This is a genomic window from Pseudomonas syringae group sp. 243L2, assembly GCF_032587875.1.
GTDB classification, from domain to species: domain Bacteria; phylum Pseudomonadota; class Gammaproteobacteria; order Pseudomonadales; family Pseudomonadaceae; genus Aquipseudomonas; species Aquipseudomonas amygdali.
Window position 1 is genome coordinate 102,916 of record NZ_JAWHPL010000004.1, and the last position, 17,990, is coordinate 120,905.

Here is a 17,990-nt window from a genome sequence, read left to right on the forward strand (position 1 = left end):
TACGAATCAGCCGCCGAGATCGGCCGAGAGTTCCGCTGCTATCTGCTTGATCAGCGGGACCAGCTCGGCCATCTTCTCCAGCGGCATGTAGGGCACGGTACTGGCGACACTGATGCCGGCAACGATCTGTTTGCTGGCATCACGTACCGGCGCTGCAACGCAACGGATCGACGGTTCGTTGTCCTCCAGATCGAACGCATACCCTCCCTGCACGTATTCTTCCCTTCGCGCCTGCAACTGCTCCCAGGTTTGCTGCTCATGAGCAGGCCACAGCGCATTCCTGCCACTGCTCGGCATGCTGACGTCATACAACCGCTGCCACTCCGGCAACCCGCTGTCCAGCAGCAACGCCTTTCCGATACCGGTTCGCACCAGCGGCATGCGATGCCCGACCCGTGAGCGCATTTCCGGGCCATTGCGACCAGGGTTCTTGTGCAGATAAAGCACGTCGTCCCCTTCCCGCACCGCCAGATGCACCGTATCGCCCGTCAGCTCCGACAGCCGATCCAGATACGGCCGGGCGAGAATTGCCAGTGGCACTTCTTCGCGCGCCTGAAACCCCAGCTCAATCAGTTTCGGCCCAAGCAGATAACCCACTTGAGGCACCACCCGAAGATAGCGCTCCTCGACCAGGCAACTGGCCAGCCGGTGCGTGGTACTGCGTGTGGTGCCGATCAGCCGGGCGATTTCCTTCAGGTCGCGTGCGCCACCGGCCACCGCCTGCACAACGCCAAGCCCACGCAACAGAGTCTGGGTCCCTGTCGGCGCCGGTTCTTTGCCGGTAATTTTTTCAGGGATGATCGAATCGTTGTGCATGACAGGCCATTTTCATAAAAGGGGCGGATCGAAAAGCTGACGGCATTATCGCCGCCAGCGTCCAGATACGTCGACATCAGAGCTCGATACGCTCTACTTTGCCTACCAGCAGGATGTACGACAGCGCGCCCAGCAATGCCAGCACTGAAATGTAAGTGATGGCAGGCGCAAACGAGTCACCGGTTGCCAGAAAGCCGATCACGATCGGCGTGGCGATGGCGGCGAGGTTGCCGATGAAGTTGAACGTGCCGCCAGTCAGGCCCAGCAAGCGCGCCGGGGCCAGGGTCGACACCAGCGACCAGGTGATCGACGCCAGACCGTTGCCGAAGAATGCCAGCGCCAGAAAGGTGATAACCAATGGTGTGGAGTCAACGAAGTTGGCACCGATGATCGAGGTCGAGATCAGCAGCCCGGCAATGATTGGCAACTTGCGCGCAAAGCCCACGCTATGCCCGCGACGGATCAGCCAGTCGGAGAAGAACCCCGAACACAGCACGCCGACAAACGCCGCGAGAAACGGCAATGACGCCAGTAGCCCGGACTTGATGAAATCCATGCCGCGGTATTTCACCAGATAGGTCGGGAACCAGGTCAGGAAGAACCACAGCGTGGAGTTCAGGCAGAACTGGCCCAGATAGATCCCCCACAGCTTGCGCTTGCTCAACACAATGCCCAGGTCCAGCCAGCTGAAACCCTGCTTCTGTTTTTCGACATCCTTCTGGATGTCTACCAGACCGCCGCCCTCTTTGATCAGGTCGATTTCCTGCTGATTGACACCTTTGAAGTCACGCGGCTCGCGATAGACCGTATACCAGATCAACGCCCACAGCACACCGACACCACCTGTAGCGACAAACACCATGTGCCAGCCATAATGAGCCTGCAACCAGGCCAGCACCGGCGTCAGAAACGCCAGACCGACGAACTGCCCCGAGGTATAGACGCCAATGGCAGTAGCCCGCTCGCGCTCGGGGAACCAGGTGGTCACGACACGGCTGTTGATCGGATAGGCAGGTGCTTCCAGCGCACCGACCGCCATGCGCAGTACGAACAGCGCAATAAAGCTGGCCGCAAAACCAAGCATGATGGTCGCAATGGACCACAGCAGCAGCGCCGCAGTGTAAAGGATACGCGGCGGCACACGGTCCACCAGCCAGCCACCAGGCAATTGCATGGCGGCATAGGTCCAGCCGAACGCGGAGAAGATCAGCCCGATGTGAACCGTATCAAGGCCCAGCTCGGCGGTCAGCGCCGGAGCGGCAATCGACAGGTTGCTGCGGTCCAGGTAGTTGATCACCACCGTAATGAACAGCAGCACCATGATGAAGAAACGTTTGCGGGACGGCGTCACCAGGGATGCCGCACCCTCAAGAGTTCGAGTGCGCATGGAATGTAGCCTCTTGTTGGATTTATTGAGGTCTGTGTTTCGATTGGCGAGCTATCGTTCCCACCCTCCCGCGCTCAGTGCTATACAAATCCGCTTTTGATTCTGGCTGAAGGCCGTGGGAGCGAACTTGTTCGCGAAAGGGCCAGTGCATTCCCCAAAAACGCATCGGCTGAACTACCTTCTTCGCGAACAGGTTCGCTCCCACGCCCTCCGGGCAGAAGCCCGATCTACGGGCTTCTCAGGACTTATGTATAACGCTGAGTGCAGAGCGTGGGAACGATGGTTATGGGGATTTACTGTGCTCTACCACTCGGCAAAACTGCCATCGGCATGGCGCCAGATCGGGTTGCGCCAGCGGTGGCCGATGGCCGCGCGTTCGATGACATATTCTTCGTTGATCTCAATGCCCAGGCCCGGCCCGTTGGGAATCTTGACCATGCCCTTGTCGTAGTCGAAGACTTCCGGGTGCTTCACGTAATCGAGCAGATCGTTGCTTTCGTTGTAGTGAATGCCCAGGCTCTGTTCCTGAATGAAGGCGTTGTAACAAACCGCGTCCAGTTGCAGGCATGCCGCCAGCGCGATAGGTCCGAGCGGACAATGCAGCGCCAGCGCGACGTCATACGCTTCGGCCATATTGGCGATCTTGCGGGTTTCAGTGATGCCACCGGCGTGGGACGCATCAGGCTGGATAATGTCGACATAACCTTCGCTCAACACGCGCTTGAAGTCCCAGCGTGAGAACAGCCGTTCACCCAGGGCAATCGGCGTGCTGGTCAGCGGTGCCAGTTCCTTCAGTGCCTCATAGTTCTCGCTGAGCACCGGCTCTTCGATGAACATCAGCTTGTAGGCGTCCAGCTCCTTCATCAGCACCTTGGCCATGGGCTTGTGAACCCGGCCATGGAAGTCCACACCGATGCCCACATTCGGCCCGACCGCATCGCGCACGGCAGCCACGTTGGCCAGCGCCAGGTCGACCTTGTCGAAGGTATCGAGAAACTGCAGCTCTTCGGTGCCATTCATTTTCACCGCAGTAAAACCACGTCCGACCGCTTCTTTCGCAGCCCGCGCCGTGTCTGCAGGGCGGTCACCACCGATCCACGAATAGACGCGAATCTTGTCACGCACCTGACCACCGAGCAGGTCACTGACGGAAACGCCCAGGGCCTTGCCCTTGATGTCCCACAACGCCTGATCGATGCCTGCCAGAGCGCTCATGTGGATCGCCCCACCCCGATAGAAGCCGCCGCGGTACAGCACCGTCCAGATGTCTTCGATATTGCGTGGGTCCTTGCCGATCAGGTAATCGGAGAGCTCTTCCACTGCAGCGGCCACGGTGTGCGCACGGCCTTCGACCACTGGCTCGCCCCAGCCGACAACGCCCTCGTCGGTCTCGACCTTGAGGAAGCACCAGCGTGGCGGAACGATGAACGTGGTGAGTTTGGTGATTTTCATGGGTGCGGTTTCTCTTGTTGATTCTCTTATTGGATAGCGACTACCGGCGCCGGTCAGTCTGCAAGCGTTGCGCTGTGCTGCTTCCAGGCAGCAACATAGGCCTGGGCGCGCTCAGTAACGTCGGCGACGCTCATGCCTGGCTTGAATAGCCCGGAGCCCAGGCCAAAGCCTTTAACGCCGGCATCAAGGAACACCTTCATGTTGTCCGGCGAGATCCCCCCGACCGGCAACAGAATCGTGCCCTTGGGCAATACCGCCAGCCACGCCTTGACCACCGCGGGCGACATCTGCTCGGCAGGAAACAGCTTCAGCACATCAGCCCCTTCGGCCAGCGCGGCAAAGGCTTCGGTCGGCGTCGCCACGCCCGGTGAGAGGAACAGCCCGGCAGCCTTGGCTGCACGCAACACCTTCGCATCGCTGTGCGGCATGACAATCACTTGGCCTCCGGCATCCTTGACCTGAGTCACCTGCTCCGGGGTCAGCACCGTTCCCGCACCGATCAGGCAATCGGCTGGCAGTTGCTGGCGCAACAAGCGGATGCTGTCGAACGGCTGTGGAGAGTTGAGCGGCACTTCAATGACCCGAAAACCGGCCTCGTACAACACATCGCCAATCGCAGGCGCTTCTTCGGGACGCAGGCCGCGCAGGATTGCGACCAGACCGTTTTCCTTCAATGCTTGCTTGAGCATGTCAAACCTCTCGAATGTGTTGGGACGAGCGGCGCGCGATCAGACCGGCTTGAACGGCGACCTGCCAGAGGCCGCGCTCGGTCGCCTGCTCGGCCAATGTCACGCCGGGAAAGCCACAAACGGCCAGCCCGCGTGCATAGCGCGTGCACAGCGAATCGCTGCCGATGAGGATCACCGCAGGCAATTGTTCGTGGTTGTGCAGATGCAGCCTGGCGATGGCGCCCAGTTCATGGCCAATCAACAGGCCGGAAAGATAGTCAGGTTGCGCACTGGCAGCCAAATGCCCGGTAAGGCCGAGCGTTCGTGTGCTGAAAATCGTCGATAGCGGCCCGGCAGAGCCCGCGTCGGACAGGGCAATCGACAAGCCGCAGTCAAACGCCTGCTCGTCGAACGCCTCCGAAGGCTGCATGGTGCGTCCCAGAATAGTGTGCGCGCAGAGCGCGGCGTAGACCTCGCCGGTCATGAAGGTGTCGAAGTGAACAATGCGACCCCGTTCTACCTGCACCCATTTGGAGTGGCTGCCGGGCAGACCGATCAGCAGCTGCTGGCTGCTCTGCCCGGCGTCGAGGCCGGCCAGCACACCCAGCACCTGGGTTTCTTCGCCACGCATGACGTTGGGCAGGGTCGAGCGTTGCAGGACGCCGGGGATGATGTGCACCGTCACGCCGCGCACGCTGCGCACCGTCTGCAGCGCTGCGCTCAGCTCATTGACGCTGGCCGGCGTTTCCCGGTAAGCCGCCTCGCGCCAGCCCTGTGCGCTGCCGACCATGCCACAGGCAATCACCGGCAGGTCCGGTTGGGCGTCGAGCCAGTCGCCGCACGCCTGGTCAAAGGCCAGTTCGAAACCGTCACTGCAGAACTGCCCCGCGATCAGCCGCGGCGTGGTCGGCAACTGCATGATGCCCGCGCTCAATGCGCGCTGTTCCAGTACCTGGCCATGTTCGCCAAGTCGATAAGCACGAAGTGAGGTTGTCCCCCAATCGAGCGCGATCAATTGCGCCTGCATTGCGTCACCTGTTGTTTTTTTGGAAGTGAGTGCAGGACGACTATAAACCCGTTGTCACACTTATCTCAATATGTAAATTTCAATCCCATATATAGGGAAAAAAGACAGTCAATCAAAAGTATCAGGCACTAAAAAACCCGCCTTCCTTTCGGAAAGCGGGTTTGCTGTAAAACCGAAGCCTCAACGCTCCAGCAGGATTCTCAGCATGCGGCGCAGCGGCTCTGCCGCGCCCCACAACAGCTGGTCACCCACGGTAAAGGCACCCAGGTACTGCGAACCCATGTTCAGTTTACGCAAACGGCCCACCGGAATACTCATGGTGCCGGTTACGGCAGTCGGGCTCAGCTCGTGCATGCTGGCTTCACGGTTGTTCGGCACCAGCTTGACCCAAGGGTTGTGCTGGCTGATCAAGCCTTCGATGTCCGCAATCGGCACATCCTTGTTCAGCTTGATGGTCAGCGCCTGGCTGTGGCAACGCATGGCACCGATGCGTACGCAAATGCCGTCGACCGGGATCGGGCTCTTGAAGCGACCGAGAATCTTGTTGGTCTCGGCCTGGCCTTTCCACTCTTCGCGGCTCTGGCCGTTCGGCAGCGCCTTGTCGATCCACGGGATCAGACTGCCCGCCAGTGGCACGCCGAAATTCTCGGTCGGGAACGACTCGCTGCGCATGGCTTCAGCCACCTTGCGGTCGATATCCAGAATGGCGCTGGCCGGGTTGGCCAGATCATCGGCCACCGAGGCATGCACGGCGCCCATCTGCCTGATCAGCTCACGCATGTTCTGCGCGCCGGCTCCGGAGGCCGCCTGATAGGTCATGACGTTCATCCACTCGACCAGCCCGGCGTCGAACAGACCGCCCAGGCCCATCAGCATCAGGCTGACCGTGCAGTTGCCGCCGATATAGTTTTTGGTGCCCGCATCCAGCTGCTGATCGATGACCTTGCGGTTCACAGGGTCGAGCACGATAACGGCGTCATCCTGCATGCGCAGACTGGAGGCGGCATCGATCCAGTAACCCTGCCAGCCGGCTTCGCGCAGCTTGGGGAACACCTCATTGGTGTAGTCGCCACCCTGACAGGTCAGCACTACGTCCAGGGTTTTCAGCTCGTCGATGCTGTAGGCGTCTTTCAGTGGCGCAACATCCTTGCCCACCGAAGGCGCCTGGCCACCGACATTGGAAGTAGTGAAAAACACCGGCTCAATGAGATCGAAGTCCTGCTCTTCCCGCATCCGCTGCATGAGCACGGAACCGACCATGCCGCGCCAACCGATCAGACCTACACGTTTCATCGCAACTACACCTTGAATAAAAGTGGGACCACCGCTCTGCGCATGCACAGCAGGCGGCGGCGGGCCAGAGAGATTACAGATTCCGCAGCGCGGCGACTACTGCATCGCCCATTTCCTGCGTACCAACTTTGACTTTGCCTTCCGACCAGATGTCGCCGGTGCGAATGCCCTGATCCAGTACCACGCTGACCGCCTTCTCGATGGCGTCAGCCGCATCGGTCAGGTTGAAGCTGTAACGCAGCATCATCGATACCGACAGAATGGTCGCCAGCGGGTTGGCAATGCCTTTGCCGGCGATGTCCGGCGCCGAACCATGACAAGGCTCGTACATGCCCTTGTTGGCGGTGTCCAGCGAAGCCGACGGCAGCATGCCGATGGAACCGGTGAGCATCGACGCCTGATCGGACAGAATGTCGCCGAACAGGTTGTCGGTCACGATTACATCGAACTGCTTGGGCGCACGAACCAGCTGCATGGCGGCGTTATCGACGTACATGTGGCTGAGTTCGACTTCAGGGTAATCCTTGGCCACCTGCTCGACGATTTCGCGCCACAGCTGGCTGGACGCCAGCACGTTGGCCTTGTCTACCGAGCAGAGCTTTTTGCCACGCACCATGGCCATGTCGAAACCGACCTTGGCAATGCGGCGGATCTCGCTTTCGCTGTACGGCAGCGTGTCATAGGCCTGACGCTCGCCATTATCCAGCACGCGAGTGCCGCGTGGCGCGCCGAAGTAGATGCCACCGGTCAGTTCGCGGACGATCAGGATGTCCAGACCGGCAACGATTTCCGGCTTGAGGCTCGACGCATCCGCCAGTTGCGGGTAAAGGATCGCCGGACGCAGATTGCCAAACAGGCCCAGTTGCGAACGAATTTTCAGCAGACCGCGTTCAGGACGGATGTCGCGCTCGATGGTGTCCCATTTCGGGCCGCCGACTGCGCCCAGCAGTACGGCATCGGCCGCACGGGCGCGATCCAGGGTCTCGTCTGCCAGCGGCACGCCGTGTTTGTCGATGGCTGCGCCGCCGATCACGTCGTGGGTCAATTCAAAGCCCAGCTGATACTTTTCGTTGGCCAGTTCCAGCACCTTGACCGCTTCGGTCATGATTTCCGGACCAATACCATCACCTGGGAGAATCAGAATCTGCTTGCTCATAACATCCTCGATTTTGTGCATCGGCGTCGTGAACAACGCCTGTTTATAACGCTCGCAGCGGCGAAAAATTTATCACCTGTCTTAAACACTTTTGCCAGCAAGGCGCAGGGCCCCTTGCTGGCAAACAGACAGGTTGCGATGAATCAATCAGTCGCGGAACAGCCACGGCTGACCGGCGCGATGCCTGCTTTCGAAACTGGCAATGGCGTCAGCGTCCATCAGCGTCAGGCCGATGTCGTCCAGGCCGTTGAGCAGGCAATGTTTGCGGAACGCATCGATTTCAAAGCTCAGCACCTTGCCGTCGGGACGGGTCACGGTCTGTGCCTGCAGATCAATGCTCAACTGGTAGCCGGGGCTGGCCTCGACCTGCTTGAACAGCTCGTCGACCTCGGCTTCAGACAGAATGATCGGCAACAGGCCGTTCTTGAAGCTGTTGTTGAAGAAAATGTCCGCGTAGCTCGGCGCAATAATCGCGCAGAAACCATACTCTTCCAGTGCCCACGGCGCATGCTCGCGGCTGGAGCCACAACCGAAGTTTTCCCGGGCCAGCAGCACGCTTGCACCCTGATAACGCTCGTGGTTGAGCACGAAGTCATGGTTCAGCGGACGCTTGGAGTTGTCCTGATACGGCTGCCCCACATCCAGATAACGCCACTCATCGAACAGGTTCGGGCCAAAACCCGTGCGCTTGATCGACTTGAGAAACTGCTTGGGGATGATCTGGTCGGTGTCGACATTGGCACGATCCAGAGGAGCGACCAGGCCATTGTGCTGGGTAAAGGCTTTCATGCTGGATTCCTCAGAGCTGGATCAAGTCGCGAACGTCAATGAAACGGCCATTGACCGCCGCCGCGGCAGCCATCGCAGGGCTTACCAGATGCGTACGGCCGCCAGCGCCCTGACGGCCTTCGAAGTTGCGGTTGGACGTGGATGCGCAATGCTCGCCGGAACCCAGGCGGTCCGGGTTCATCGCCAGGCACATCGAACAGCCCGGCTCACGCCATTCGAAACCGGCTTCGATGAACACCTTGTCCAGCCCTTCCTTCTCGGCCTGCTCCTTGATCAGGCCCGAACCCGGCACTACGATGGCCTGCTTGATGGTCGCAGCCACCTTGCGGCCCTTGGCGACGTCGGCAGCCGCGCGCAGGTCTTCGATTCGCGAGTTGGTGCAAGAACCGATGAACACCCGGTCCAGCTGGATATCGGTGATCGGCTGATTGGCCTTCAGGCCCATGTACTTCAAGGCGCGCTCGATGGAGCCACGCTTGACCAGATCCGGCTCTTGCGCAGGGTCCGGCACGTTCTGATCGACGGCGAGCACCATTTCCGGCGAAGTGCCCCAGCTGACCTGTGGCTTGATCTGCGCGGCGTCCAGCCTGACCACGGTGTCGAATACAGCGTCAGCGTCGGAAACCAGATCCTTCCAGGCCTCGACTGCCAGGTCCCATTCTGCACCTTTAGGGGCAAACGGACGACCCTTGACGTACTCGACGGTCTTTTCGTCGGTGGCAACCATGCCGACCCGGGCACCGGCTTCGATAGACATGTTGCAGATGGTCATGCGGCCTTCGATCGACAGGTCGCGAATTGCGCTGCCGGCGAACTCGATGGCGTAACCGTTACCGCCTGCCGTACCGATCTTGCCAATCACGGCCAGCACGATGTCTTTAGCGGTCACGCCGAACGGCAGTTGCCCTTCGACCGAGACCAGCATGTTCTTCATTTTCTTGGCCACCAGGCACTGAGTCGCGAGCACGTGCTCGACCTCGGAAGTGCCGATACCGTGCGCCAGCGCACCAAATGCGCCGTGGGTCGAGGTGTGCGAGTCGCCGCAGACCACGCTCATGCCTGGCAGGGTTGCACCCTGCTCCGGGCCGATTACATGAACGATACCCTGACGCGGATCGTTCATCTTGAATTCGGTAATGCCGTACTCGTCGCAGTTGTCGTCGAGAGTCTGCACCTGCAGGCGCGACACCTGATCTTCAATGGCGTCGATACCCCCCTTGCGTTCCGACGTGGTCGGCACGTTATGGTCAGGCGTGGCGATGATCGAGTCGATCCGCCATGGCTTGCGCTTCGCCAGCCGCAGGCCTTCGAACGCTTGCGGCGAGGTCACTTCATGGATGATATGGCGGTCAATGTAGATCAGCGCCGAACCGTCGTCGCGCTGCTTGACCAAATGCGAATCCCAGAGCTTGTCGTAGAGCGTTTTCCCGGCCATCGGACGTACTTCCTCATCAGCTTGTTTCTATGCCTTGGGCAATCGTGACGATGACCCCTTGGCTTGTGCGGTCATCGTATGGAATATGCTTAAATAACTCAAATTCATAATTTTCATACTTTGGATAACCAAATGGAATCCGACCATGGATCTCGCCAACCTTAATGCTTTTATTGCCATCGCCGAGACCGGCAGCTTTTCCGGGGCAGGCGAACGCCTGTACCTGACTCAACCAGCCATCAGCAAGCGCATTGCCGGTCTGGAGCAACAATTGAATGTGCGCCTGTTCGACCGCCTGGGCCGGGAAGTCAGCCTCACCGAGGCCGGACGCGCCCTGCTGCCACGTGCCTATCAGATTCTGAACGTTCTGGATGACACTCGCCGCGCGCTGACCAACCTGACCGGCGAAGTCACCGGGCGGCTCACTCTGGCGACCAGTCACCATATTGGCCTGCATCGCCTGCCCCCGGTATTACGGGCATTTACCCGGACCTATCCAAAGGTCGCACTGGACATTCAGTTCCTGGACTCGGAAATTGCCTATGAGGAAATTCTTCACGGGCGCGCCGAACTGGCAGTCATTACACTCGCACCCGAACCGCATACGCTGATCCGCGCCGTGCCCGTGTGGGACGACCCGCTGGACTTCGTCGCGGCACCGGAACATCCGCTGGCCAACAGCGGCCCCATGAAACTGGAGGATGTCGTGCGCTATCCGGCAGTATTTCCGGGCGGTAACACGTTTACCCATCACATTGTCAGCGGTTTGTGCGAAGCCCAGGGCCTCAAGCCCAACATCGCGATGAGTACCAACTATATGGAGACTATCAAGATGATGGTCTCCATTGGCCTTGCCTGGAGCGTTCTGCCACGCACCATGCTCGACGAACAAGTGGCGCGCATTCCATTGCCGGGCGTGCAACTCAATCGCCAGCTAGGCTACATCCTGCATACCGAACGCACGCTATCGAATGCAGCAAGAGCATTCATGAAACTGCTCGATGCGCAGACATAGTAGGTAGACCATGCTGCAAACTGCAGACTGATCGCCCTATCGGTTCTTTCGATTAAAGGCTCGTGATCACATGTCCAACCCACCGGATAACTCCGTGCTGAAAGTCCCTGCACAGGCAGCCACCCCCAGCCTGCCGCCGACAGGCGCGGAGCGCGTCCTCCAGCAAACCCGGGACCGTCTGGAACTGGCGCTGGAACTGGCGCATATGGGCACCTGGGATCTGGACATTACCGGCAACCGGCTGCAAGCCTCGGCGCGTGCGTCTGCGCTGCACGGCATGGCGGCACTGCCCTTCGACGAGGATGGCCGACAGTTCTTCGGCAGCCTGCCCGCTGAAGAGCGACGACGCATGCGCGCAGTTTATGCTGCGGCACTGGAAAACCAGCAGGATTGCCTGCAGGTGACGTACCGTTTTCAGTTGCAAAACGGCACATCGCGCTTGCTTGAAAGCCGTGCACGAATCTATCGCAATGAACATGGCCAGGCCGTGAAGCTGTCGGGAACCGTGCTGGACATCACCCAACAGTGCGTCCAGTCAGCGCTGGAGGCCAGCGAGGAGAAGTTTGCCAAAGCATTTCACTCAAGCCCGGACTCGATCACCATCACTGAAATCGAGTCAGGCCGCTATGTAGAGGTCAATGACGGCTTCTGTCGCCTGACCGGCTTCAGCGCTCAGGAAGTCCTGGGGCGCACAGCCCACGAAATCGGTATCTGGTCCGACACTGTGCAGCGCGAATACATGATTGACGAACTACGCCAGAAAGGCCGCGTGCATCATCGGGAAATGAATGGTCAGGACAAGCACGGCGCGCCCCTGGTGCTGGACATCTCGGTCGAGTTCATCACTCTGAACAATACCGCCTGCCTGCTGATGAACGCCCGAGACATCGGCCAGCTGAAAACCGCCCAGGCACAGGTTCAGCATCTGGCTTATCACGACCCGCTCACCGGGCTGCCCAACCGCGCGCTGCTGATGGACCGCCTCAGCCAGCAAGTCTCGCTGCTCCAGCACCAGAACCTGCGCGGTGCCCTGCTGTTTCTCGACCTGGACCATTTCAAGCACATCAATGACTCACTTGGCCACCCGGTGGGCGACAGCGTGCTGAGCATCATCGCCGCGCGCCTGGAGGCCAGCGTACGTCAGGAGGACACCGTGGCCCGCCTGGGCGGTGACGAGTTCGTGGTGCTGATCTGCGGGCTGGACGGCACCCGTGATGAAGTCACTCAGCAGGTCCGCGTGCTGGCCGACAACCTTCGCGAGCTGCTGGCCGAACCGATGTTCCTCGACGGTCATCGCCTGCAGGTTACGCCGAGCATTGGCATCGTTCTGATTCCGGACGATGGCCTGGCCCCTGCCGATTTGCTCAAACGGGCCGATATTGCGCTGTATCGCGCCAAGGATTCCGGACGCAATGCGTCACAGTTTTTCCATGTATCCATGCAGCAGGCCGTTAGCCAGCGCCTGCGTCTTGAAAACGACTTGCGACTGGCGCTGACCCGCAACGAATTCCAGCTGCACTTCCAGGCCCAGATCGATTGCCGGGACCAGTACATTACCGGTGCAGAGGCACTGCTGCGCTGGGAGCACCCTGAATACGGGTTGCTGTCACCTGATCAGTTTGTCCAGATACTTGAAGAAAGCGGGATGATTCTGGAGGTCGGCAGCCATATTCTGGACGAGGCCTGCAAAACCGGAGGCCTGCTTTTAAAGCAGGGGCTGATCTCGAAAAACAAATTCCTGATGGGCGTCAATATAAGTCCGCGTCAGTTCCGCCAGAACGACTTTATCGAGCGCGTGCAACACAGCCTCAAGCAGCATCAATTACCTGCCTCCATGCTCAAGCTGGAAATCACTGAAGGCATCGTCATCCAGAACCTTGACGACACCATCCTCAAAATGCTCAGCCTGAAGGAATTGGGCGTGAGTTTTGCGATGGATGACTTCGGCACCGGCTATTCCTCACTGACTTACCTCAAGCGCTTGCCGGTGGATACGCTGAAGATTGACCAGTCCTTCGTTCAGGACGCCACCAGCGACCCCAACGACGCAGAAATCATCCGCGCCATCGTGGCCATGGCTCAGAGCCTGAACCTTAACGTCATCGCTGAAGGCGTCGAAACGCCGGAGCAACTGGCGTTCCTGGAAAGAGTGGGCTGTTACAACTATCAAGGCTACCTGTTCAGCGAACCACTGCCGGGTCCGCAGTTCGAGAACCTGCTGCTAAAACGGCAGTTTCAGGAAACTGCGTCTCTGGAGTGAAGACAGAAAAGGCGCCCGAAGGCGCCTCTTCTGTAGACTGGCTCATCAGTTGCCCAGTACTTTCTGGGTATTAAGCGGAATGCGCTTTGGTTTTGCCTCTTCCGGCACGTTGCGCACCAGGTCGATGCTCAACAGACCGTGAGACAGGTCGGCACCCTTGACCTCGATATTGTCGGCCAGCCTGAACGACAGCTTGAATTCACGCCGGGCAATACCCTGATGCAGATAGGTCACGTTGTCGGCTTCCTGCTCGCGCTTGTTGCCGATCACGGTCAATACGCCCTTCTCGACCTGTAGCTCAAGGTCCTGCTCTTGCATGCCTGCTGCAGCGATCACGATCCGGTAATGATCATCGGTATGCCGCTCCACGTTGTAGGGAGGGTAGCCGCTGGTTGTCTCATTTCGTGCCGCAGACTCGAACAGGTCGTTGAAGCGGTCGAAACCCACTGAGTTGCGAAACAGTGGAGCCAGAGAAAATGCAGTAGCCATAACAATTCTCCTGTTTATCAGCGAGTGGTGTACGCGACCCGTTTTCGGCATCGCTTGATCAGCAAAATAGGGATACCCATTCACTTTTCAAGAGACTTTTTTCAGGTTTTTTTCGACCGTTCGTCGGGGTTAGCTTTCGGGTGAGCAGCCAGGCAGACAGCCCAGCATCACGCCGATTCGATCACAGTCGGTTTCGCGGCGTAGCGCATTGAACATCAGGGTCGCCTCAGGGTAGCTCTTGGTCAGCAGCACCAACCATTGCTTGAGACGACCCGGCGCCTGAATGAGCGTCATCTTGATCAGACAGGCCTGCCAGAAAGCGCGCAGCATGGGCTGCAACTCATCCCAGGTCATCGGCACGACCTCTTCACCCTTCTGTGCCGCAGCTATCTGCCGGGCCAGATCAGGGCGCGCCACCAGCCCGCGACCAATCATGATGTCGCGTGCGCCGCATATTTCCCGGCAACGACGCCAATCGTCAACGGTCCAGATTTCACCGTTGGCCACCACTGGGACCTTGACCACCTCCTGAATGCGTGCAATCCACTCCCAGTGCGCGGGCGGCTTGTAACCGTCGACCTTGGTGCGCGCGTGAACGACTATTTGCTCAGCCCCGCCGTCAGCCAGTGCCCGGGCACAGTCCAGCGCGCCATCGGTGTTTTCGTAACCCAGACGCATCTTGGCGGTCACTGGAATATGCCTGGGCACGGCACGGCGTACCTGGCTGACGATGGAATGCAGCAGTTCCGGCTCTTTGAGCAGGATTGCGCCACCACGGGAGCGATTGACAGTCTTGGCCGGACAACCGAAGTTCAGGTCCAGTACCGGTGCGCCCAACTCACAGGCGAACGCGGCGTTCTCGGCCAGACACACTGGGTCGGAGCCCAACAGCTGGAGCCGCAAAGGCGTACCTGCGTCGGTCTTCGCGCCTTTGTGGAATTCCGAAGCGTATTTGTAAAAGTAGTGCGCAGGCATCAAACGCTCGGACACCCGGATGAATTCGGTCACGCACCAGTCGATACCACCTACTTTCGTCAGGGCATCGCGCAGGATGTCGTCGACCAACCCCTCCATGGGCGCCAGAGCAATTTGCATGGGTCACACTCGAAAAAAAGTCCGGCAGTTTACTGCCCGGCGTGCGGATTGGGAACGGTGCCGTCAGGGATGGCTGCGCCATAGCCCTCGATGAACTCGGCGGGCATGCGCTTGGGCCGACCGCTGGACAGTTCGATGCAGACAAAGGTGGTTTGCGCGCGCAGCAACGTCAGGTTGTCGGCGGGTCGCTTGAGCTGAAAGCAACGGGTCATTTTCAGGCGGCGATCCCAATCGACGATCCAGGTCGCCAGTTGCAGTTCATCGTTCTCATAGGCACTGGCCAGATAGTCGATCTCGTGTCTGACCACCGCCATGGCCCGGTCCAGACGCCGGTATTCGGTCAGGTCCAGGCCCAGATACTGCGAATGCCGCCAGGCACAGCGCTCCAGCCAGGAGACGTACACGGCATTATTGGCATGCCCCAGCCCGTCGATGTCTTCAGCGCCGACGTTCAGATCAATGACGAAAGGCGTTGCCCGATCCCAGACCATGCGTGCTCCTGCTTGAGTGAATGTGATTGGCGGGAGTGTAGCGAAGTCAGGATAGTGGCGCGTCTGCTTTTGATTCTGGCCGAAGGCCGTGGGAGCGAACTTGTTCGCGAAAGGACCTGTACATTCCTCACGCTCCAGCGCTCAAAGTCATACACAAGTCTGAATAAGCCCGGATAAAAGGGCTGAAACCGCAATTGCAGGCTGAACACATACCTGTGGGAATAAATAGAAGCAGGAAGGGCGATTTTTCAAACCCTGAAAAAACAAAAGGGCCATTCAATAATCGAATGACCCTTGGTCCCGCAGAGCGGGAAATCGTGGCGTCCCCTAGGGGACTCGAACCCCTGTTACCGCCGTGAAAGGGCGGTGTCCTAGGCCACTAGACGAAGGGGACGCAAAACCTTCAGTCAGGTTCATCGAACGATGAACCCTGGCGAATTTGGTGGAGCTTAGCGGGATCGAACCGCTGACCTCCTGCATGCCATGCAGGCGCTCTCCCAGCTGAGCTAAAGCCCCGGATTTATCGCCTCGCGGCGGAGATCAACGTTGAAGTATCACTCGGTGAAACTGGCGTCCCCTAGGGGACTCGAACCCCTGTTACCGCCGTGAAAGGGCGGTGTCCTAGGCCACTAGACGAAGGGGACAAAACCTTCTTACAAAACAAACGATTGCTGGATCCGCTTGTTTCACATCGTTTCAGAGCAGTGTAGCAGCGCTCTGAAACGCTAAATTTGGTGGAGCTTAGCGGGATCGAACCGCTGACCTCCTGCATGCCATGCAGGCGCTCTCCCAGCTGAGCTAAAGCCCCACATCAGTGGACGGGGCGCATATTAAGCGTGAGTGACAGGGCTGTCAAATTTATTTTTTACATTTTCCAAACTTTTTTGTCGGTAATACAACCACTTACCTTTAAACCCCCGGAAAACCGGGGGCGACTGACAGGAACAGGGAACGCCTCAGGCAATGGAGCCCAGCAGCTTTTCCCATTCCTTGTTTTCTTTCTTCGAAACGCCACCCAGCAAATCCAGGGCCTGACGCAGGCGGAAGCGGGTCAGGTCCGGACCGAGGATCTCCATCGCATCGGTCACCGAGACCGAATTGGCCTGGCCGGTAATCGCCGCAAACATCAGGGGCATGGCGTCACGCAGTTTGAGCTCGAGGTGCTCAACGACGGCCTGGATGCAACCCATGATCCGGTCTTTCTCCCACTGACGCAGCGACTCCAGTTTCCACAGGATCAACTGCATCACCTGACGGACCTGCTCCGGGGACAGCTTCTTGTGCTCAAACAGCTTCACATCGGGCGTAACGCCACCGGCGAAGAAGAACCCGGCCAGCGGAGCGACCTGACTGAAGGTCTCTACCCTGCCCTGCACGTGCGGTGCGATCTTCATCATGTAGTCTGGGTTCAGTGCCCACGTTTTCAATCGGCTGGCAAACTCCTCGACCGGCAGATCACGCAGCCACTGACCATTGAGCCAGGACAGTTTTTCGATATCGAAGATCGGCCCGCCCAGCGAGACACGCGACAGGTCGAAGTTGTCGACCATTTCCTGCAACGAGAACTTCTCGCGCTCGTCCGGCATCGACCAGCCCATGCGCCCCAGGTAATTGAGCATGGCTTCAGGCATGAAGCCCATGCGCTCGTAGAAGGTCACCGACGTCGGGTTCTTGCGCTTGGACAGCTTGCTCTTGTCCGGGTTACGCAGCAGCGGCATGTAGCACAGCTGTGGCTTGTCCCAGCCAAAGTACTCGTAAAGCAGGATCAGTTTGGGTGCCGATGGCAGCCATTCTTCGCCGCGCAGTACGTGGGTGATGCCCATCAGGTGGTCATCGACCACGTTGGCGAGAAAGTAGGTCGGCAGACCGTCGGTCTTCATCAGGACCTGCATGTCCATGCGGTCCCACGGGATTTCGACTTCGCCGCGCAGCATGTCCGGCACGACGCAGACGCCTTCGGTCGGCACTTTCATGCGAATCACGTGGGGCTCGCCAGCGTCCAGACGGCGTTGTACTTCTTCCTTGGAGAGCAGCAAGGCGCGACCGTCATAGCGCGGGGTTTCACCCTTGGCCTGTTGCTCGGCGCGCATCTCGTCCAGCTCTTCGGCGGTGCAGAAACACGGGAAGGCGTGACCCAGCTCGACCAGTTGCTGCGCGTATTTCTGGTAGATATCGCCCCGCTCGCTTTGACGATACGGGCCGTGTGGACCACCGACATCCGGCCCTTCGCTCCATTCGATACCCAGCCAGCGCAGTGCGTCGAAGATCTGCTGTTCGGACTCGCGGGTCGAGCGCAGTTGATCGGTGTCTTCAATGCGCAGAATGAACTCGCCGCCATGCTGTTTGGCAAAGCAATAGTTGAACAGCGCAATGTAGGCCGTGCCGACGTGAGGGTCGCCCGTGGGCGATGGCGCGATGCGGGTACGAACGGTGGTCATGGAAAATCCCGAAATAGGTCAATCAAGCGCGGAATGTTAACAGGCTGGGGGCATGCGGCTCCAGCGTGAAAGGTAATCGCCGGAACACCTATCGTTCCGCACGCTCCGCGTGGGAATGCAGTTCGTGACGCTCCGCGTCACACGGCGGTTCTGTGGTTTCAGGTAGATTAGGGTTCGAC

Annotated in this window: 15 protein-coding genes and 4 tRNA genes; 2 read left to right on the forward strand and 17 right to left on the reverse strand. The window is 59.1% G+C overall.

Annotated elements, in window-relative coordinates; all coding sequences use genetic code 11:
• Positions 1-6: 6 nt before the first annotated feature.
• The 9 genes from RYB66_RS03070 to leuC all read right to left on the reverse strand — a co-directional run bounded on the left by RYB66_RS03070 (position 7) and on the right by leuC (position 10,023).
• On the reverse strand, positions 7-816 hold the full coding sequence (locus RYB66_RS03070) for an IclR family transcriptional regulator (RefSeq protein WP_316893775.1): 810 nt from the start codon (positions 814-816) through the stop codon (positions 7-9).
• Positions 817-892: 76 nt separating this feature from the next.
• Positions 893-2,203 carry an MFS transporter gene (locus RYB66_RS03075; protein ID WP_002552961.1) on the reverse strand — a complete coding sequence of 437 codons (1,311 nt, stop codon included), beginning with the start codon at positions 2,201-2,203 and terminating at the stop codon, positions 893-895.
• Positions 2,204-2,506: 303 nt separating this feature from the next.
• Entirely contained in the window at positions 2,507-3,685 is a 1,179-nt protein-coding gene (gene dgoD, locus RYB66_RS03080; protein WP_255872618.1) for a galactonate dehydratase, read from the reverse strand.
• A 23-nt stretch (positions 3,686-3,708) separates the two neighbouring features.
• Positions 3,709-4,344 carry a 2-dehydro-3-deoxy-6-phosphogalactonate aldolase gene (locus tag RYB66_RS03085; RefSeq protein WP_005753318.1) on the reverse strand — a complete coding sequence of 212 codons (636 nt, stop codon included), beginning with the start codon at positions 4,342-4,344 and terminating at the stop codon, positions 3,709-3,711.
• A gap of 1 nt (position 4,345) precedes the next feature.
• The gene (locus RYB66_RS03090) at positions 4,346-5,350 is read right to left on the reverse strand and encodes a 2-dehydro-3-deoxygalactonokinase (protein ID WP_316893777.1); all 1,005 of its coding nucleotides are present in this window, start codon (positions 5,348-5,350) and stop codon (positions 4,346-4,348) included.
• Positions 5,351-5,530: 180 nt separating this feature from the next.
• Entirely contained in the window at positions 5,531-6,643 is a 1,113-nt protein-coding gene (gene asd, locus RYB66_RS03095) for an aspartate-semialdehyde dehydrogenase (RefSeq protein WP_002552957.1), read from the reverse strand.
• Between the two features lie 73 nt (positions 6,644-6,716).
• Positions 6,717-7,799 carry a 3-isopropylmalate dehydrogenase gene (gene leuB, locus RYB66_RS03100; RefSeq protein ID WP_004658980.1) on the reverse strand — a complete coding sequence of 361 codons (1,083 nt, stop codon included), beginning with the start codon at positions 7,797-7,799 and terminating at the stop codon, positions 6,717-6,719.
• A gap of 147 nt (positions 7,800-7,946) precedes the next feature.
• Positions 7,947-8,588 (reverse strand): 3-isopropylmalate dehydratase small subunit, encoded by a 642-nt coding sequence (leuD, locus tag RYB66_RS03105; protein WP_005753311.1) that lies wholly within the window; start codon positions 8,586-8,588, stop codon positions 7,947-7,949.
• Between the two features lie 10 nt (positions 8,589-8,598).
• Positions 8,599-10,023, reverse strand: coding sequence for a 3-isopropylmalate dehydratase large subunit (gene leuC, locus RYB66_RS03110; protein ID WP_002552954.1), 1,425 nt, complete (start codon positions 10,021-10,023; stop codon positions 8,599-8,601).
• A 145-nt stretch (positions 10,024-10,168) separates the two neighbouring features.
• Between leuC and RYB66_RS03115 the strand changes: the two genes are divergently transcribed.
• The gene (locus RYB66_RS03115; RefSeq protein ID WP_002552953.1) at positions 10,169-11,038 is read left to right on the forward strand and encodes a LysR family transcriptional regulator; all 870 of its coding nucleotides are present in this window, start codon (positions 10,169-10,171) and stop codon (positions 11,036-11,038) included.
• Positions 11,039-11,108: 70 nt separating this feature from the next.
• Complete coding sequence (locus RYB66_RS03120; protein WP_004667509.1) at positions 11,109-13,298, forward strand: putative bifunctional diguanylate cyclase/phosphodiesterase; 2,190 nt, start codon at positions 11,109-11,111, stop codon at positions 13,296-13,298.
• 45 nt (positions 13,299-13,343) lie between these two features.
• Here the strand turns inward: RYB66_RS03120 and RYB66_RS03125 are convergent, their stop codons facing one another.
• From RYB66_RS03125 to gltX, 8 genes are all read right to left on the reverse strand, one after another.
• Complete coding sequence (locus tag RYB66_RS03125; protein ID WP_016982426.1) at positions 13,344-13,787, reverse strand: Hsp20 family protein; 444 nt, start codon at positions 13,785-13,787, stop codon at positions 13,344-13,346.
• A 129-nt stretch (positions 13,788-13,916) separates the two neighbouring features.
• On the reverse strand, positions 13,917-14,882 hold the full coding sequence (locus tag RYB66_RS03130) for a tRNA dihydrouridine synthase (protein ID WP_016982059.1): 966 nt from the start codon (positions 14,880-14,882) through the stop codon (positions 13,917-13,919).
• Between the two features lie 29 nt (positions 14,883-14,911).
• Positions 14,912-15,373, reverse strand: a complete 462-nt coding sequence (locus RYB66_RS03135) for an acyl-CoA thioesterase (RefSeq protein WP_004658990.1) — start codon at positions 15,371-15,373, stop codon at positions 14,912-14,914.
• Between the two features lie 318 nt (positions 15,374-15,691).
• Positions 15,692-15,767: transfer RNA gene (locus RYB66_RS03140), tRNA-Glu, on the reverse strand.
• Positions 15,768-15,813: 46 nt separating this feature from the next.
• Positions 15,814-15,889, reverse strand: a tRNA-Ala gene (locus RYB66_RS03145).
• A gap of 52 nt (positions 15,890-15,941) precedes the next feature.
• A tRNA-Glu gene (locus RYB66_RS03150) sits at positions 15,942-16,017 on the reverse strand.
• 88 nt (positions 16,018-16,105) lie between these two features.
• Positions 16,106-16,181 (reverse strand) — tRNA-Ala (locus RYB66_RS03155).
• A gap of 148 nt (positions 16,182-16,329) precedes the next feature.
• Positions 16,330-17,811 (reverse strand): glutamate--tRNA ligase, encoded by a 1,482-nt coding sequence (gene gltX, locus RYB66_RS03160; RefSeq protein ID WP_005734390.1) that lies wholly within the window; start codon positions 17,809-17,811, stop codon positions 16,330-16,332.
• Positions 17,812-17,990: the final 179 nt, after the last annotated feature.

Bases quoted from the DNA above. Each gene is read 5' to 3' on its own strand.
- asd (WP_002552957.1), bottom strand. From the start codon at position 6,643: ATGAAACGTGTAGGTCTGATCGGTTGGCGCGGCATGGTCGGTTCCGTG.
- RYB66_RS03070 (WP_316893775.1), bottom strand. From the start codon at position 816: ATGCACAACGATTCGATCATCCCTGAAAAAATTACCGGCAAAGAACCG.
- leuB (WP_004658980.1), bottom strand. From the start codon at position 7,799: ATGAGCAAGCAGATTCTGATTCTCCCAGGTGATGGTATTGGTCCGGAA.
- leuC (WP_002552954.1), bottom strand. From the start codon at position 10,023: ATGGCCGGGAAAACGCTCTACGACAAGCTCTGGGATTCGCATTTGGTC.
- RYB66_RS03135 (WP_004658990.1), bottom strand. From the start codon at position 15,373: ATGGTCTGGGATCGGGCAACGCCTTTCGTCATTGATCTGAACGTCGGC.
- gltX (WP_005734390.1), bottom strand. From the start codon at position 17,811: ATGACCACCGTTCGTACCCGCATCGCGCCATCGCCCACGGGCGACCCT.
- RYB66_RS03130 (WP_016982059.1), bottom strand. From the start codon at position 14,882: ATGCAAATTGCTCTGGCGCCCATGGAGGGGTTGGTCGACGACATCCTG.
- RYB66_RS03085 (WP_005753318.1), bottom strand. From the start codon at position 4,344: ATGCTCAAGCAAGCATTGAAGGAAAACGGTCTGGTCGCAATCCTGCGC.
- RYB66_RS03075 (WP_002552961.1), bottom strand. From the start codon at position 2,203: ATGCGCACTCGAACTCTTGAGGGTGCGGCATCCCTGGTGACGCCGTCC.
- RYB66_RS03115 (WP_002552953.1), top strand. From the start codon at position 10,169: ATGGATCTCGCCAACCTTAATGCTTTTATTGCCATCGCCGAGACCGGC.
- RYB66_RS03090 (WP_316893777.1), bottom strand. From the start codon at position 5,350: ATGCAGGCGCAATTGATCGCGCTCGATTGGGGGACAACCTCACTTCGT.
- leuD (WP_005753311.1), bottom strand. From the start codon at position 8,588: ATGAAAGCCTTTACCCAGCACAATGGCCTGGTCGCTCCTCTGGATCGT.
- RYB66_RS03120 (WP_004667509.1), top strand. From the start codon at position 11,109: ATGTCCAACCCACCGGATAACTCCGTGCTGAAAGTCCCTGCACAGGCA.
- RYB66_RS03125 (WP_016982426.1), bottom strand. From the start codon at position 13,787: ATGGCTACTGCATTTTCTCTGGCTCCACTGTTTCGCAACTCAGTGGGT.